This window comes from Citrobacter sp. RHBSTW-00859 (genome assembly GCF_013729795.1).
GTDB classification, from domain to species: domain Bacteria; phylum Pseudomonadota; class Gammaproteobacteria; order Enterobacterales; family Enterobacteriaceae; genus Citrobacter; species Citrobacter braakii.
In genome coordinates, this window is record NZ_CP056284.1 from 2,015,112 (window position 1) to 2,029,956 (window position 14,845).

At 50.5% G+C, this 14,845-nt stretch carries 20 protein-coding genes and 3 tRNA genes; 13 read left to right on the forward strand and 10 right to left on the reverse strand.

Features of this window, described 5'->3' with window-relative positions:
• The first annotated feature begins 12 nt into the window (after nt 1–12).
• The 4 genes from dcyD (at nt 13) to sdiA (ending at nt 3,392) form a co-directional block, all read left to right on the forward strand.
• Nucleotides 13–999, forward strand: coding sequence for a D-cysteine desulfhydrase (dcyD, locus tag HV302_RS09940; RefSeq protein WP_104651509.1), 987 nt, complete (start codon nt 13–15; stop codon nt 997–999).
• Nucleotides 1,000–1,020: 21 nt separating this feature from the next.
• Complete coding sequence (tcyL, locus tag HV302_RS09945) at nt 1,021–1,689, forward strand: cystine ABC transporter permease (protein ID WP_003030474.1); 669 nt, start codon at nt 1,021–1,023, stop codon at nt 1,687–1,689.
• The gene (gene tcyN / locus HV302_RS09950) at nt 1,686–2,438 is read left to right on the forward strand and encodes an L-cystine ABC transporter ATP-binding protein TcyN (RefSeq protein WP_003030477.1); all 753 of its coding nucleotides are present in this window, start codon (nt 1,686–1,688) and stop codon (nt 2,436–2,438) included. Before tcyL ends, tcyN begins: the two co-directional genes overlap by 4 nt.
• A gap of 231 nt (nt 2,439–2,669) precedes the next feature.
• On the forward strand, nt 2,670–3,392 hold the full coding sequence (gene sdiA / locus HV302_RS09955) for a transcriptional regulator SdiA (RefSeq protein ID WP_016156833.1): 723 nt from the start codon (nt 2,670–2,672) through the stop codon (nt 3,390–3,392).
• Nucleotides 3,393–3,458: 66 nt separating this feature from the next.
• Here sdiA and HV302_RS09960 read toward each other — a convergent pair whose 3' ends face one another.
• Both HV302_RS09960 and HV302_RS28555 read right to left on the reverse strand, forming a co-directional pair.
• A complete protein-coding gene (locus tag HV302_RS09960) occupies nt 3,459–3,683 on the reverse strand; it encodes a DUF2594 family protein (protein ID WP_016153474.1) in 225 nt (74 codons plus the stop codon).
• Between the two features lie 19 nt (nt 3,684–3,702).
• Complete coding sequence (locus HV302_RS28555) at nt 3,703–3,846, reverse strand: hypothetical protein (RefSeq protein ID WP_418135068.1); 144 nt, start codon at nt 3,844–3,846, stop codon at nt 3,703–3,705.
• 295 nt (nt 3,847–4,141) lie between these two features.
• Between HV302_RS28555 and uvrY the strand changes: the two genes are divergently transcribed.
• The 6 genes from uvrY to HV302_RS09990 all read left to right on the forward strand — a co-directional run bounded on the left by uvrY (nt 4,142) and on the right by HV302_RS09990 (nt 7,682).
• The gene (gene uvrY, locus HV302_RS09965) at nt 4,142–4,798 is read left to right on the forward strand and encodes a UvrY/SirA/GacA family response regulator transcription factor (protein WP_006684079.1); all 657 of its coding nucleotides are present in this window, start codon (nt 4,142–4,144) and stop codon (nt 4,796–4,798) included.
• Nucleotides 4,795–6,627 carry an excinuclease ABC subunit UvrC gene (uvrC, locus tag HV302_RS09970; RefSeq protein WP_016153473.1) on the forward strand — a complete coding sequence of 611 codons (1,833 nt, stop codon included), beginning with the start codon at nt 4,795–4,797 and terminating at the stop codon, nt 6,625–6,627. The genes uvrY and uvrC overlap by 4 nt, the downstream gene beginning before the upstream one ends.
• A 55-nt stretch (nt 6,628–6,682) precedes the next feature.
• Nucleotides 6,683–7,231: a CDP-diacylglycerol--glycerol-3-phosphate 3-phosphatidyltransferase gene (gene pgsA, locus HV302_RS09975; protein ID WP_016153472.1), complete on the forward strand. Its 549-nt coding sequence runs from the start codon at nt 6,683–6,685 to the stop codon at nt 7,229–7,231.
• Nucleotides 7,232–7,382: 151 nt separating this feature from the next.
• Nucleotides 7,383–7,458: transfer RNA gene (locus HV302_RS09980), tRNA-Gly, on the forward strand.
• A 51-nt stretch (nt 7,459–7,509) separates the two neighbouring features.
• A tRNA-Cys gene (locus tag HV302_RS09985) sits at nt 7,510–7,583 on the forward strand.
• Between the two features lie 12 nt (nt 7,584–7,595).
• A tRNA-Leu gene (locus HV302_RS09990) sits at nt 7,596–7,682 on the forward strand.
• Nucleotides 7,683–7,810: 128 nt separating this feature from the next.
• On the opposite strand, the gene HV302_RS09995 is transcribed toward HV302_RS09990, so the two are convergent.
• The 8 genes from HV302_RS09995 to HV302_RS10030 form a co-directional block, all read right to left on the reverse strand.
• Nucleotides 7,811–8,827 (reverse strand): tyrosine-type recombinase/integrase, encoded by a 1,017-nt coding sequence (locus tag HV302_RS09995; RefSeq protein ID WP_032723132.1) that lies wholly within the window; start codon nt 8,825–8,827, stop codon nt 7,811–7,813.
• A complete protein-coding gene (locus HV302_RS10000; RefSeq protein ID WP_023282800.1) occupies nt 8,796–9,059 on the reverse strand; it encodes a DUF4224 domain-containing protein in 264 nt (87 codons plus the stop codon). The genes HV302_RS09995 and HV302_RS10000 overlap by 32 nt, the downstream gene beginning before the upstream one ends.
• Nucleotides 9,060–9,268: 209 nt before the next feature.
• The gene (locus HV302_RS10005) at nt 9,269–9,454 is read right to left on the reverse strand and encodes a hypothetical protein (RefSeq protein ID WP_023282799.1); all 186 of its coding nucleotides are present in this window, start codon (nt 9,452–9,454) and stop codon (nt 9,269–9,271) included.
• 1 nt (nt 9,455) lies between these two features.
• Nucleotides 9,456–10,022 (reverse strand): siphovirus Gp157 family protein, encoded by a 567-nt coding sequence (locus HV302_RS10010; protein ID WP_023316169.1) that lies wholly within the window; start codon nt 10,020–10,022, stop codon nt 9,456–9,458.
• On the reverse strand, nt 10,022–12,166 hold the full coding sequence (locus HV302_RS10015) for a hypothetical protein (protein ID WP_181627277.1): 2,145 nt from the start codon (nt 12,164–12,166) through the stop codon (nt 10,022–10,024). The genes HV302_RS10010 and HV302_RS10015 overlap by 1 nt, the downstream gene beginning before the upstream one ends.
• Nucleotides 12,167–12,195: 29 nt before the next feature.
• Nucleotides 12,196–12,441 carry a hypothetical protein gene (locus tag HV302_RS10020; protein WP_134898686.1) on the reverse strand — a complete coding sequence of 82 codons (246 nt, stop codon included), beginning with the start codon at nt 12,439–12,441 and terminating at the stop codon, nt 12,196–12,198.
• Between the two features lie 7 nt (nt 12,442–12,448).
• The gene (locus HV302_RS10025) at nt 12,449–12,772 is read right to left on the reverse strand and encodes a hypothetical protein (protein WP_023282796.1); all 324 of its coding nucleotides are present in this window, start codon (nt 12,770–12,772) and stop codon (nt 12,449–12,451) included.
• A gap of 516 nt (nt 12,773–13,288) precedes the next feature.
• Nucleotides 13,289–13,744 carry a helix-turn-helix domain-containing protein gene (locus HV302_RS10030; protein WP_181627278.1) on the reverse strand — a complete coding sequence of 152 codons (456 nt, stop codon included), beginning with the start codon at nt 13,742–13,744 and terminating at the stop codon, nt 13,289–13,291.
• Nucleotides 13,745–13,852: 108 nt separating this feature from the next.
• On the opposite strand from HV302_RS10030, the gene HV302_RS10035 reads away from it, so the two are divergent.
• The 3 genes from HV302_RS10035 (at nt 13,853) to HV302_RS10045 (ending at nt 14,844) form a co-directional block, all read left to right on the forward strand.
• Nucleotides 13,853–14,086: a YdaS family helix-turn-helix protein gene (locus HV302_RS10035; RefSeq protein ID WP_181627279.1), complete on the forward strand. Its 234-nt coding sequence runs from the start codon at nt 13,853–13,855 to the stop codon at nt 14,084–14,086.
• Nucleotides 14,087–14,151: 65 nt separating this feature from the next.
• Nucleotides 14,152–14,598, forward strand: a complete 447-nt coding sequence (locus HV302_RS10040; RefSeq protein ID WP_017384468.1) for a toxin YdaT family protein — start codon at nt 14,152–14,154, stop codon at nt 14,596–14,598.
• Nucleotides 14,599–14,619: 21 nt separating this feature from the next.
• The gene (locus tag HV302_RS10045) at nt 14,620–14,844 is read left to right on the forward strand and encodes a hypothetical protein (RefSeq protein WP_017384467.1); all 225 of its coding nucleotides are present in this window, start codon (nt 14,620–14,622) and stop codon (nt 14,842–14,844) included.
• Nucleotide 14,845 lies beyond the last annotated feature (1 nt).

The following is a 14,845-nucleotide window of genomic DNA, read 5'->3' on the forward strand; positions in this document are numbered from 1 at the left end:
ACCGGAGGCTGTATGCCGCTGCATAATTTAACGCGCTTTCCACGTCTGGAATTTATTGGCGCGCCAACGCCACTCGAATATCTTCCGCGCCTCTCAGATTATCTCGGGCGCGATATTTTCATTAAACGCGATGACGTCACGCCGATGGCTATGGGCGGCAATAAGCTGCGTAAGCTGGAGTTTCTGGCAGCAGACGCGCTGCGTGAAGGCGCGGATACGCTGATAACCGCGGGTGCGATTCAGTCTAACCACGTTCGCCAGACGGCGGCGGTCGCCGCTAAGCTTGGCCTGCACTGCGTGGCGCTGTTGGAAAATCCGATAGGCACCACTGCCGAAAACTATCTCACCAATGGCAACCGTCTGCTGCTGGACCTGTTTAATACGCAGATTGAAATGTGCGATGCGCTGACCGATCCGAATGCACAGCTGCAGGAGCTGGCGACGCGGATTGAAGCGCAAGGGTTCCGCCCGTATGTGATCCCGGTTGGGGGTTCCAATGCACTGGGTGCGCTGGGCTATGTGGAAAGTGCGCTGGAAATTGCCCAACAGTGTGAAGGGGCCGTTTCGCTCTCTTCCGTAGTGGTGGCCTCGGGCAGTGCGGGAACGCATGCCGGACTGGCCGTGGGTCTGGAGCAATTGATGCCAGACGTCGAACTCATCGGCGTGACCGTCTCACGCAGCGTGGCGGATCAAAAGCCCAAAGTTGTTGCACTGCAGCAGGATATTGCCCGGGAGCTGGAACTGACGGCCTCAGCGGAAATCCTGTTATGGGACGATTATTATGCGCCGGGCTACGGTACGCCAAACGAAGAGGGCATGGAGGCGGTAAAACTGCTGGCGCGTCTGGAAGGCATTTTGTTGGATCCGGTGTATACCGGCAAGGCGATGGCGGGTCTGATTGATGGCATCAGCCAGAAACGCTTCAAGGATGAAGGGCCAATTCTCTTTATTCATACTGGTGGGGCACCTGCGCTGTTTGCCTACCATCCTCACGTGTAACGACCAGGTAGAAAAACGCTAATGCATGAAAGTATCCAACTGGTGATTGATTCTCTGCCGTATCTGCTCAAGGGCGCAGTGTTTACGCTGCAACTGAGTATCGGTGGGATGTTCTTTGGCCTCGTGCTGGGGTTTATCCTGGCGCTGATGCGTCTGTCGCCGCTGCTGCCCGTGCGCTGGCTGGCGCGCTTTTATATCTCTATCTTTCGCGGAACGCCGTTGATTGCCCAGCTGTTCATGATCTATTACGGTCTGCCGCAGTTTGGTATTGAGCTTGATCCTATTCCGGCGGCGATGATTGGCTTATCGCTTAATACGGCGGCCTACGCTGCGGAAACGCTGCGTGCGGCAATCTCCTCCATCGACAAAGGGCAGTGGGAAGCGGGTGCCAGTATTGGTATGACGCGGTGGCAAACCATGCGCCGGGCAATCCTGCCGCAGGCTGCGCGGGTTGCACTCCCACCGCTGAGTAACAGCTTTATTAGCCTGGTGAAAGACACCTCTCTGGCCGCGACTATTCAGGTACCGGAACTGTTCCGTCAGGCGCAGTTGATTACCTCGCGTACGCTGGAGGTATTCACGATGTATCTGGCAGCCTCGTTGATTTATTGGGTGATGGCGACGGTGCTTTCTGCACTGCAAAACTATTTTGAAGAGCAACTGAACCGCCAGGAGAGAGAGCCGAAATGAGTGCTATCGAAGTCAGAAACCTGGTCAAAAAATTCCATGGGCAAACGGTGCTGCATGGGATCGATCTTGACGTTAAACCCGGTGAAGTTGTGGCGATTATCGGGCCGAGCGGCTCGGGCAAAACGACGCTGCTGCGCAGCATTAATTTGCTGGAGCAACCGGAGGCGGGCACCATTAAGGTGGGTGAGATTACCATTGATACCGCGCGTTCGTTAACTCAGCAGAAAGGTCTGATTCGTCAGTTGCGCCAGCACGTGGGCTTTGTGTTCCAGAACTTTAATTTGTTCCCGCATCGCACGGTGCTGGAAAACATTATTGAAGGTCCGGTGATTGTTAAAGGCGAACCGAAAGCCGAAGCGACAGCCCGAGCGCGCGAACTGCTGGCGAAAGTCGGGTTAGCTGGTAAAGAAACCAGCTATCCGCGGCGTTTGTCCGGCGGGCAGCAGCAGCGCGTGGCTATTGCCCGGGCGTTGGCGATGCGACCTGAGGTTATTCTTTTTGATGAACCGACCTCCGCGCTTGATCCTGAACTGGTTGGTGAGGTACTTAATACCATCCGCCAACTGGCGCAGGAAAAACGCACCATGGTGATAGTGACGCATGAAATGAGCTTTGCGCGCGACGTTGCCGATCGGGCGATATTTATGGATCAAGGACGGATAGTGGAGCAGGGGCCCGCTAAATCCTTATTCACGCATCCGCAGCAACCGCGAACCCGTCAGTTTCTTGAAAAGTTTCTGATGCAATAAATAGTGCATGCAGCACTCGTCGAAATTGTTTTTTGGCGAGTGCTGTTCGCATAACTATTTATAATTATTGCTTTATTATTAACTCCCAATACTGTTACTTCCTGCCGTTGTTGAGTAATGCTCAAGTAATTGTTCATTTGTCCGATAATTTGCATATATAAAATACATTTATGTGTTAGCTTGTTTCATATGTTTGGATGATTATCAATCTCAGGGGTATTACCACTTAGTATGCAGGGTCATGATTTCTTCACCTGGCGACGGAGTATGCTGTTACGCTTTCAGGAAATGGCGACGGCAGAGGATGTCTATAATGAATTACAACAACAGACGCAGCATTTAGAGTTCGATTTTTACGCGCTCTGTGTTCGTCATCCCGTACCTTTTACCCGACCTAAAACGTCGCTTCACACGACCTATCCCAAAGCATGGGTGGCGCATTATCAGTCCGAGAATTATTTCGCTATTGATCCGGTGCTGAAGCCTGAAAACTTCAGTCAGGGGCATTTACCCTGGAACGATACCTTATTTCGCGATGCACAGCCCCTGTGGGATGCCGCGCGCAATCACGGTTTACGTAAAGGGATGACGCAATGCTTAATGTTGCCTAATCGGGCGTTGGGTTTTTTATCGGTATCGCGTGCGAGTGTCCGTAATAGTCGCTTTGCAAACGATGAGGTAGAGCTCAGGATGCAACTGCTGGTGCGGGAAAGCTTGTCGGTACTGACGCGGCTGCAAGATGACATGGTCATGGCGCCAGAGATGCGCTTTAGCAAGCGGGAAAAAGAGATATTGAAATGGACGGCAGAGGGGAAAACCTCTTCAGAGATAGCGATAATTCTGTCGATTTCTGAAAATACCGTTAACTTTCACCAGAAAAATATGCAAAAGAAATTTAATGCACCCAACAAAACGCAGATCGCCTGTTATGCCGCGGCAACCGGGCTGATCTGAGTAAATCATCGTTCTGAGTGTCAGACGCAAACCCGGCTGAGAGCATCGCTGTCAGCCGGGTTCTTATTACTGGCGGTAGGCCTGTTTAATTTGCTTAACAGTGCTGGAAAATACCGCAGCCTGTGATTGATCTTCAATCAGCGCGATCTGTTTTTCCATTTTAAGAATCACGCGCCCTGCATCGGCTTGGCCCATTGCCTGCAGCATCAGCGTTAACATGGCTTTCAGGCAGGTGACTTCATTGGCCAGTTCCTGGTTATTCTCAGCAGTGGAAAAGTCAGGCGTACTCATTTATTTTCCTCGTTATGTTTCAATGAAAAAGTGCGATGTCAAATCTTAAGGCGCCGGAGTATACCATAAGCGAGGCTAAAAATATCAGCGGTTGTTTTCTGCGCAAACATAAGCCGCGGACATTAAAATAAACAACATGTTGCACTGCATATATTTTCTCCATCTGTTGTTTATTTCGAGTATTTTACTCGTTAATTATTGTTACAACTTTAGCTGCTTATTTTGCATTCAACGGACGAATATGAATTTTTTGTCACTATTCTGAAACAGCTATGCAGATATAACCGTGGCAAAAGGTTGCCATAACAGAAAGTTTCCACTCGTCGTACCTTCTAATTTCCAAAAACGAGAGCAAAATCGAAAGACGGCGATTTTTACATTTCAAAGTTGAGATAAAACCCGTTAACATAGGACCGATTAACTATCGGTAGCGTTATCCCTATTCTGGAGATATTCCTTTGATCAACGTTTTTCTTGTTGATGACCACGAACTGGTGCGCGCAGGGATACGACGCATTCTTGAAGATATAAAAGGCATTAAAGTTGTCGGCGAGGCGTGCTGCGGTGAAGATGCGGTAAAATGGTGCCGCTCAAATTCCGTTGATGTTGTGCTGATGGACATGAATATGCCCGGTATTGGTGGCCTTGAGGCAACGCGTAAAATTGCGCGTTCAACGGCTGATATTAAAGTGATCATGCTGACTGTCCATACCGAAAACCCGTTACCTGCAAAAGTCATGCAGGCGGGAGCCGCGGGCTATCTCAGTAAGGGGGCTGCGCCCCAGGAGGTCGTGAGTGCGATTCGTTCGGTTTATTCTGGCCAACGTTATATTGCCTCCGATATCGCTCAGCAGATGGCGCTTAGCCAGATTGAGCCTGAGAAAACGGAAACCCCGTTTGCCAGTTTGTCTGAACGTGAGTTGCAGATTATGCTGATGATCACCAAAGGTCAGAAGGTCAATGAGATCTCAGAGCAACTGAATCTTAGTCCTAAAACGGTGAACAGCTATCGCTATCGAATGTTCAGTAAATTAAACATTCACGGCGATGTTGAGCTGACTCACCTGGCAATTCGCCATGGCCTGTGTAATGCGGAGACATTAACAAGCCAGTGACCGATCAGTTTGATGCCAAAGCGTTCCTGAAAACCGTGACCAGTCAGCCCGGCGTTTATCGTATGTATGATGATGCCGGGACGGTCATCTACGTCGGGAAAGCGAAAGACCTGAAAAAAAGGCTTTCCAGCTACTTCCGTAGCAACCTCGCATCGCGTAAGACCGAAGCACTGGTCGCGCAAATCCAGCAGATTGATGTCACGGTTACGCACACCGAAACCGAGGCGTTATTGCTTGAGCACAACTACATCAAGCTGTATCAGCCGCGTTATAACGTTTTGCTGCGCGACGATAAATCCTATCCTTTTATTTTCCTCAGCGGCGATACCCATCCTCGCCTGGCAATGCATCGCGGGGCCAAGCATGCCAAAGGCGAGTACTTTGGACCGTTTCCTAACGGCTACGCCGTACGCGAAACGCTGGCGTTGCTGCAGAAAATCTTCCCTATTCGTCAGTGCGAAAATAGTGTTTATCGCAATCGCTCGCGGCCCTGTCTGCAATATCAGATTGGCCGCTGCCTCGGTCCGTGTGTGGCGGGCCTGGTGAGTGAGGAAGAGTATGCGCAGCAGGTTGATTACGTTCGTCTGTTCCTGTCCGGGAAAGACGATCAGGTATTAACGCAGCTGATCGCCCGGATGGAAAAGGCCAGCCAGAATCTCGAGTTTGAAGAGGCTGCCCGCATTCGCGACCAAATTCAGGCCGTACGCCGCGTGACCGAAAAACAGTTTGTCTCTAATACCGGAGATGATCTGGACGTCATCGGCGTGGCGTTTGACGCTGGCATGGCCTGTGTGCACGTGCTGTTTATTCGCCAGGGTAAAGTGTTAGGCAGTCGTAGCTATTTCCCGAAAGTCCCAGGTGGAACAGAACTCGGCGAGGTCGTTGAAACCTTTGTCGGACAGTTTTATCTGCAGGGAAGTCAGATGCGCACCTTACCCGGTGAGATCCTGCTCGATTTTAATCTTAGCGATAAAACCCTGCTGGCAGACTCTCTGTCTGAGCTGGCCGGGCGGAAGATCAACGTTCAGACGAAACCGCGAGGCGATCGCGCGCGGTATCTGAAGCTGGCGCGTACCAACGCGGCGGTGGCGTTAACCACAAAACTTTCCCAGCAGTCGACCATTACTCAACGCCTGACGGCGCTGGCATCAGTACTCAAGTTACCCGCAGTGAAACGCATGGAGTGCTTTGATATCAGCCACACGATGGGCGAGCAGACGGTAGCCTCCTGCGTGGTATTCGATGCCAATGGACCACTGCGCGCCGAGTATCGCCGCTATAACATCACGGGTATTACGCCGGGTGATGATTATGCGGCAATGAATCAGGTTCTCCGCCGGCGCTACGGTAAGGCAATTGAAGAAAGTAAGATTCCGGACGTCATATTGATCGATGGCGGGAAAGGTCAACTGGGGCAGGCGAAAGCCGTGTTTGCTGAACTGGACGTGCCCTGGGACAAACAGCACCCGCTTTTGTTGGGCGTGGCAAAAGGGGCCGATCGTAAAGCTGGTCTGGAAACGCTGTTCTTTGAGCCGGAAGGTGAGGGCTTTAGCCTACCGCCGGATTCGCCTGCATTGCACGTTATCCAGCATATCCGCGATGAATCTCACGATCATGCGATTAGCGGGCACCGTAAAAAACGGGCGAAGGTGAAAAGTACCAGCACGCTGGAGACTATTGAAGGTGTCGGGCCGAAGCGTCGGCAGATGTTGTTGAAATATATGGGCGGTTTGCAAGGGCTTCGTAACGCGAGTATTGAAGAAATTGCAAAAGTGCCGGGTATTTCGCAAGCTCTGGCAGAAAAGATCTTCTACTCGTTGAAACATTAGGCCCTCTGTAGCAACATAGGGGTAATTTTACTGACAACAGATAGTTATCCGTCATATGCAATTTAATATCCCTACGTTGCTCACGCTGTTTCGCGTCATCCTGATCCCATTCTTTGTATTGGCTTTTTATCTGCCATTCACCTGGGCTCCCTTCGTTTGTGCGCTGATCTTCTGTATTGCGGCGGTCACCGACTGGTTTGACGGCTATCTGGCGCGTCGCTGGAACCAAAGCACGCGTTTTGGCGCCTTCCTCGATCCGGTGGCTGATAAGGTACTGGTGGCTATCGCGATGGTGCTGGTGACCGAGCACTATCACAGCTGGTGGGTAACGCTTCCTGCCGCCACGATGATCGCGCGTGAAATTATTATCTCTGCGCTGCGTGAGTGGATGGCTGAACTGGGTAAACGTAGCAGTGTGGCGGTGTCCTGGATCGGCAAAGTGAAAACCACTTCGCAAATGGCCGCGCTCGCATGGCTGCTGTGGCGTCCAAATATTTGGGTAGAGTACGCCGGGATCGCACTTTTCTTCGTCGCCGCGATACTGACGTTGTGGTCAATGTTCCAGTATTTGAGCGCTGCGTGGGGAGATTTGCTTGAACAGTGATCGTTTCGGCGCAAATTTCAGCAAACGATCGTCAGTGGTGAAAAATATCGTTGACTCATTGCGTCAGGTAAGTAGAATGCAACGCATCGAACGGCAGCACTGATTGCCAGACGATAACAAAATCAAGTGATTAACAAAGTTACTTGGTGATGCGGGAATAGCTCAGTTGGTAGAGCACGACCTTGCCAAGGTCGGGGTCGCGAGTTCGAGTCTCGTTTCCCGCTCCAAATTATAGACATCGGCAATAGCGGATGTCGGCTGAAAAGCCAGAAGATTTCGGCGCGTTAGCAAAGCGGTTATGTAGCGGATTGCAAATCCGTCTAGTCCGGTTCGACTCCGGAACGCGCCTCCAATTTCTTCCCGAGCCCGGATGGTGGAATCGGTAGACACAAGGGATTTAAAATCCCTCGGCTGTAAGGCTGTGTGGGTTCAAGTCCCACTCCGGGCACCATGGGAAAGAAAAGAATAATCAAAGCAATAAGCAGTGTCGTGAAACCACCTACGGGTGGTTTTTTCATTTGTGAAGTACCATTTCCGAAGATGCGTCCGAAGATGGTTTTTCTACGAACGCATAGCGATTCATTTTTTCTGACCGCCAACAACCGGCACAATTTTAGTTTTCCTGTCATAAATCGCCGTTTGTCTCGAATTCTTATGACCAGAAATTGCCTGCTTCTCCTCGAGGCTTCCTTCCAGATCAGAGACACCTTTAGCCTTCAGATCGTGAAATGTGAAATCTATCTGCAGGTGTGGGTACTTCTCCTGTGCTGCAATTTTGGCTTCGCGCCAGCGTGAATTAAAACCGTCGCGAGTGTATTTACTGCCGCTGGTCTGGTGAATGACGAACAGGCTACGGATACCCGGCTTTAACGGCAGGGAACGGGCGAGGGCGACGGCAGCGCGGAGGCGTGGCGACCATGCCTTGATTTGCTTCACTCCAGTTTTCCCCTGGCGGATAAATATTCCGGTTTCCCGTATCTGGTCTTCAGTTAAAGCCAGCACATCGCTTTGTCTGGCCAGACACAAATAAGCTATTTCCATGGTGGCGCGCACTACGTCCGGAGCAACATCGTAAACCGCTTTGTATTCTTCGTCGGTAATGTAACGCTCTCGGGCTGTCTCTTTGAACTTCTTAACGCCCTGGCAGGGATTGTGCTGGACGTAACCCCGCTCGTAACCCCAGCGGAATACCCGCGAAAGAAAACTCTTTTCCCGGTTGGCCTGCGTTTTACTGGCAATACCACGTTGATCCATATATCGCCGGATGTGTTCTGGTTTAATTTTATCAGGGTTAACTTTCCCGAATACTGGCAATACTTTTCCTGCGTATTTCGTATAGTCCTTTCTGGTTTCTGCCGCTAAATCCTGCCAGTCTGGAGACGCCATAAACTGCTCTGTGAGCGCCTGGAACGTTTTTCTTTCTGTCACTTCGCCTACAGCTTTTTCATATGCCAGCCATACAGCTGATTGTGGTTCATTTAACCCACACAGGCGGATCCCTTTGTTGTCTTTCGTACGGAATTCAAATGCAGCCTTGCCCCGGTATACTCGCGGGGGCATCCAGCTATCGGCAGGATTCTTTCGCTTTCCGGCCATCGAATATAGCTCCAAAATCAGGTTCGTCATTTTCGTGCGTTATATCTTCCTTCTGGCCGCGGTACTTGATCGGGTTCAGGAAGTGGCCCCATGTGGTTTTAGGGTGGCCATCTGCTCTTTCCATAAAGAAGATGCCGGCCCGGCGCAGCGCCTCACATTGTTTTGATTTAAGTGGCGTCCCCGTCAGCTCGATCATTTCCTCTCTGGTGATGATGTCGTGATCGTGTCTCATGGTCTTTCCTCAGCATGCCGGCTATAGCGTTGTCTGCTGCATCGCAAGCGCGCTGGATATCGGACTGGGTCAGAGTCCTCTTTCTAACGCTGGCTGATAGCCTGCCAATTTTGATATCGAATTCTGAAAGTAAAACTACACCTGGTTGCCAACGTAGCATTGTGATCTCCGGTTTATTGGTAGACCACAATGCTATCGGTAGTGATGGGTTATTTCTGATTACGCTTAATCAGGTTTTGTTTTGGTCGGAATGCGCCATCTTCACGCGTTATCTTGATATTGCGAGGGAAGTGCATGCCGAGTTCGCAACGGGCCCGCGCTTCGATAATTGCATTGGTTCCATCTGGTAAAACGACATGAACCGCATCACCTTTCTTCAGGGATAGTCTCAGCATATCAGCGCACCTGCAGCGAACGTTCGCCGATTTCAATGTGGGCGCCCGGAACCGGGTTTAAGAGCTCTTCCGGGACTTCCCCACCATCTGCGGTAATCTGAGCTGCGGCCGCTTCTGCTGACTCGATAGCCTCTTTGATTGCCTTTTTGTCAGGCGCAACTACTGTCTGAACAGTCACCAATTCATCCGGGAGTAAATCAACGTTATCGATCACCACGTTGATTGCACCTTTACGGGCGGTGAAGGTGTTTTTTGCCGTTTTTACGGTATCCTGTCCGGCGGCCAGAAGGCACTGGAGAACATATTTCTTCAGGTTGGTGATCTTACCTTCGAATGACTTTTTACGGGCGGCCAGGCGTTTGGCTTCTTCGTCGCAGGTTTTCGCCAGACCTTCAAGGTTGCGAACGTGGACGAATACCGCGTCCAGTTTGTCGCCGAGCTGCAGCTCGAGCCCCTCCATTGTATCGGCGATCATTTCAGCTGACAGACCAGAACCGTCTTCGTTTTCCAGAAGCGCCTGGAGTTTAGACATATCAGCAGCGATAGCAATTGCAGTTGTGGAAGTCATTATGCTTTCTCCTCGGCTTTATTCAGTTCTTTAATACGTCCGTCTTTAATCGTAATGAGTCGGCGCAAGCGGCCAGACAGATAGCGTTCATGTTGTGCGTCACCGTTGGCCTGTGCGGCCTTAATGTGAACATCGATTTCACGTGCGATAGGGGAGAACACGCCGTTTATTTCGTTCACTGTCACGCCATGTGCCAGGGTGTTAGCAACACGGCTAAGTTTGTCGTCAAACTCCTGGCGAAGACGTGCAGCGTCCTCTGCGGTTTCGCTGGCATTCTTCAGATCAAACTCTGCCTTGTTTTTCTGGCGGTATTCCAGATTGTCGTAAAGGCCCATGAAGATATCGCCACTGAAGCCGAGGCCAGATAAAGCCTTTTTGGTTGCATCAGTCAGCGATTTTTTTGTTGCCTCACCATCGCAGGTAATACCGTACTTACTGCCGTAAATGTATGGCGTGCAACCGTAGGCCGTTTCCTCGCCGCGCACACCATTCAGGATGTACCAGAGTCGCACGGTAACGACGTGATGCTGCTCGTTGACGGTATTTCCATTCCCGTCGAGCACTAACTCCCATGACGCATTGTTATCTTTCCCTTTCACCTGGCGTGTAATGGGGGCGCCGATATCGAAACGTTCCTCGAGGATGTCCACACCCCAGCCGATCCCCTTTGGCCCAAACTCGCGAGTGGCAAGCATGGTTAAATAGGTACCGTTGATCGAGGTACCGCCGCCGTTCTGCGTAAAGGCTTTAGTAAACCGTTCATCAGTTTTGAATACACGTTTCCACAGTTCTAAATTGTCCTGTCCGATACTCTGCGCGCCGGCAGACCTCATAACTTCTTCAGCGTCAGGCAGTCTTTCAGCGTGAACAATTTGCTTTGCCAGCACCTCGGCGTTATCAGCTATTGTTTCCGCTTTAGCGCTTAAATTCTCGACTGGCTGCTCTGCATCATCAGAGGCATATACGCCATATCCCATATCGTTGAGCGTTTCACGTGCCTGTTTCGCCTGGGTATCGGTTACCACCGGCTGTGGCGCTTCCGCTTTTTCGACCACGTTTGAGGTGGTATTTTGCGTTGCCTCTGGTTGTTTAACGGATCCTGTCTCGGTTTCTTCAAAGCGGCCGTTTGCCTCCAGCCATGAATCAATGTGGCGGCGTAGGCTGTCAGGGAAATGGTAGGTATCTTTTGCCGGTACGTTCTGCACTACGCCAAAAATACTGTCTCGGTCATATTTGAGAATGTGCTCCGTGGTGCGAAGCGCCATTGACCAACGTTTAAAATCTTCGCGCTCGTCTGCAATGATTTTCTCAGCATCGCGAAGGTTGCCTGATAATACTGGCGCGTCGGGAGAAATAGGGAGTAGGGCAACAGCGATCTCCAGATCCAGTGTTGCATAGGTATGTTTATAACCACGTTTTGGCGCGATTTTAACGTTGGTATCAGTGCTGGCGGCGCCGAGTGAGGAATTTTGGCCTGGTACCATTTCTTCACGTTTACCGGGATTCTCAAGCCAGCGTTTTACAAATTGAGAAATAGCCGCTTTGCCCGGAGTCTGGTTTTCAAAATGGGAGAAAATCCCCTGAATAAGATTATTCAGACCTTCAACATGCATGTGCTTAACTGGTTCGTTATTATGCAGAGCACACAGAACGTTAAGGTTAAAACGATCTTCTTCTTCCAGTTCGGTATCACGGTTATTCAGGTTATCAAGATAATCCACAACCTGAGAATAGATATGGCCGTCAATCTGAGCGGTGCTAAACAGCAGAACGGCTGCAAAGCGTTCACCTGGGGAAACGGCCATTAGATCGATAACATCATCGTCAGCTGGTAAACTTGATTCCTCACCGGCGGTACCGTTCGCGGTAATGGAAACCCATTTTTCACCGTCGAAAGTATGTTGCTGGGCGAATAGCTCGTCGAACTGGCCAACGGTCGGCAGCGGCTGGCCTTCTTCGTGTTCCCACAGCTTCGGTTTGAAATAGTTGTCACCGTTCGCCGGGTAAGATTCCCAGAGTTTGCCGGTGATAATGCTTTCGGCGATTTTCTTGTTTGGTGCTTCGACGGCGATCGCCAGCTGCACGGCGCCGCAGTCTTTGATAGCCGATTTTTTTGGCTCGAATAAGCCGTTGTAGATGGTCATTGGTCTTTCCTCTTGGTTGCAGGCGCAGGTCACGCGCCGGATTTAGCTAAACGGATAGCAACTTTAATCCCGGCTTTTTTCTGCTTGAACGCCGGAAATTTTCCCTTTTCAGCATTGGCGTAAACGGTGCCAGTAGTAGGGTAGAACTCGACACGACGAACACCGCCGATAATGGTGATATGCATAGTCCCTGAACCAAAGTCGCTATTATTTTCGTGCTCAAATACTGATAAGCCAGCATCGATTATTTTTTCGATGAATGAGTTATTTGTCATAGGAACCTCAAAAAGGGACGTCGCTTTCTTCAATCGGAGAGTGGTCGATGCACAGCAGCTGCTGGATCTGGTCTTCAATAACGCTTAACTGTTTGTTGGCATCAGCAGATATTTGCTCTTTCTTCGCGCGAAGGGCATTAACCTGCATCCCGATAATATCGATAGGCTCTAAAGCAGGAATGGCAATCTCTACCGTTTTGGTAGTAACAAGCACGTACGAATCAGGATATTTCTGTGACATGTCACAGGTGAATGAGTGATAAGACGTTGGTAGATATGGATTGGTTGTTGCCATAACGTAGATAGTTACGGGGATGGTAAGCGCTTCCATAGCGACTCCTTGGTGATGTATACTCAGAGCCGATCGGCGACTCTGTCGTTGGTCTTTCCTCGCTACAGGGTTGGTCCCCTGTAGCACTCCTGGCGGATTGGTCTCCGCTGGGGTAAATCAGCCCACTCCGGTGGGCTTTTTTACGCCTGAAGGTTGCCGGTCTTTCCCGGCTGTCAGGGTGGTCAGTCCCGTTGGTCTTTCCTCGTTACCGTGTGAAAAAAATGCCCCGGGCGCCGGGGCCAAGACTACACACAGCAATTCGCATTCATTGCGGTCTTTCCCGCATGTCATCGTACTGGCGGCGACCCGCGAATTTGGTGCCTGTCTTTCCAGACTGTCAGAACGTTTTTCTGAACAACTGCCGCGTGGTTAGTGCGTCGTTGGTGATTTGAATATTAGTTATGCGTATATTTGAGGTCAAGCTAAAAATAATCGCAATGCGAATATTGTTTGCATGTGTTTGAAAATTAAGAATAAAAAAAATCCCGCATTTGCGGGATTGTTTGGGGAAGGTGGTTATTGCTTTCTGGTGGCCAGAAGTTCCTCGAAAAGCCGGTCAAAATCTTTAACTTTTTCCTTTAAATCAGATAGATGCCTTTCTTTCTCGCTTTGTGGCAGCCTTTCGTAAAGCTCTAAAAGCTCTGCGTCGCCTGGAGTCAAAAGCCTCCAGCCAGCAGCTGAGTAGTCTTGAACATGCGAACCGGTAGCACGAACGTAGTTCATCATTTCAGCTAGGTCGGGGCGGATTTCCTCAGGCTTAACGCCAAGAAGCGCGGCGAATTTCAATGTTGCATCGGTATTGAGGGGGATGCTTCCACGTAAATACTGGCTTACAGTCGCTTGTGTGCTGAAGCCAAGAGCATCCGCCGCCTTTTCCTGCGTAAGGCGTAAAGTTACTTTTTTCTTATCCCATATGTCGCGCAGTCTTTGCGCGGCATCAGTTTCAGCTGCATCAAGCGTTTTCTTTCTCATGGCATCCATATTATTCGTAAAATTAATCAACTCCCAAGCGTGTTACTGTTGACACCTCTATATTCGTGATACTAATATTTGCTTGTCTCATACAACCCAGGAGGATCGATGGATCTCAAAACATTTCTAAAAACTTCTGGTGTTCGCCAGAAAGCATTTGCCGCACTCGTAGGGCGGACACAGGGATATGTCAGCCGTGTCGCCTCCGGAGAGTGTCTTCTTGGCGCGGCCACAGCACTTAAGTGGGCTGCCGCAACTGAATTCCAGGTAACACCCCATGATCTGCGCCCTGATCTATATCCGAACCCAAAAGACGGGATTCCAGACAGGGCAGCAGCCTAACAATCAGCAACCAATAAATCTGATTAAGCCTAATCAGGTTTTCAGCGACAGGAGACGCGAAGGAAGTGGAAAACCTCGAAGAACTGAAACGGGAGATCTTCAACTGGGCCGTAGAGCGCGGGCAGGAACATGTTGCCATCGAAATCACACGCATGTGGTTCCGAATGGGCGGCAACACCAGCACGGTAAAGCTTCACCAGATGGAAGATCCAATGGGTAACGCCGACTGGCGGGCCATAAACAACAATCGCCAGCAAATTTTTCGCTGGTTACGTGGCGACACCAAAGCGGCAAGAGCCAAAACAAGAGCACTGGCTAAGGCGATGGAAGCGGCGCTGCCCGCAGAACGATACGCGCAGCTGGGAATGACTACTCAGCATTTGATATGCGTAGCGATACGCGAGTTTGCTGCGGCGATCATCGCGCTACTGCTGGATGCCAGGGATAGACCGCAGAGGATAGCCCAGGCATTGCAAGCCATCCAGGAAACACAGCGCCTGACCAGCGTTTAACTGTACCGAGGAAAGACCAACATGCTGAATTCAATTGACCGCATTACCTGGCGGAACGGCTTCCGTTTGAATGGCGCACCGGCCGTCATGGAAGACATCGAAGATATTTTCGAAGGTCGCCGCGCAGCTGCGTTATCTATCTGGGCGCAGTATGAAAAACTGAAAGAAGAACTCCGCGAAATGAATTTGTCACCTGAGGAATATCAGGCGGCATGCCGTCAAATCGCCGAAATGCTGGGGATTTGAT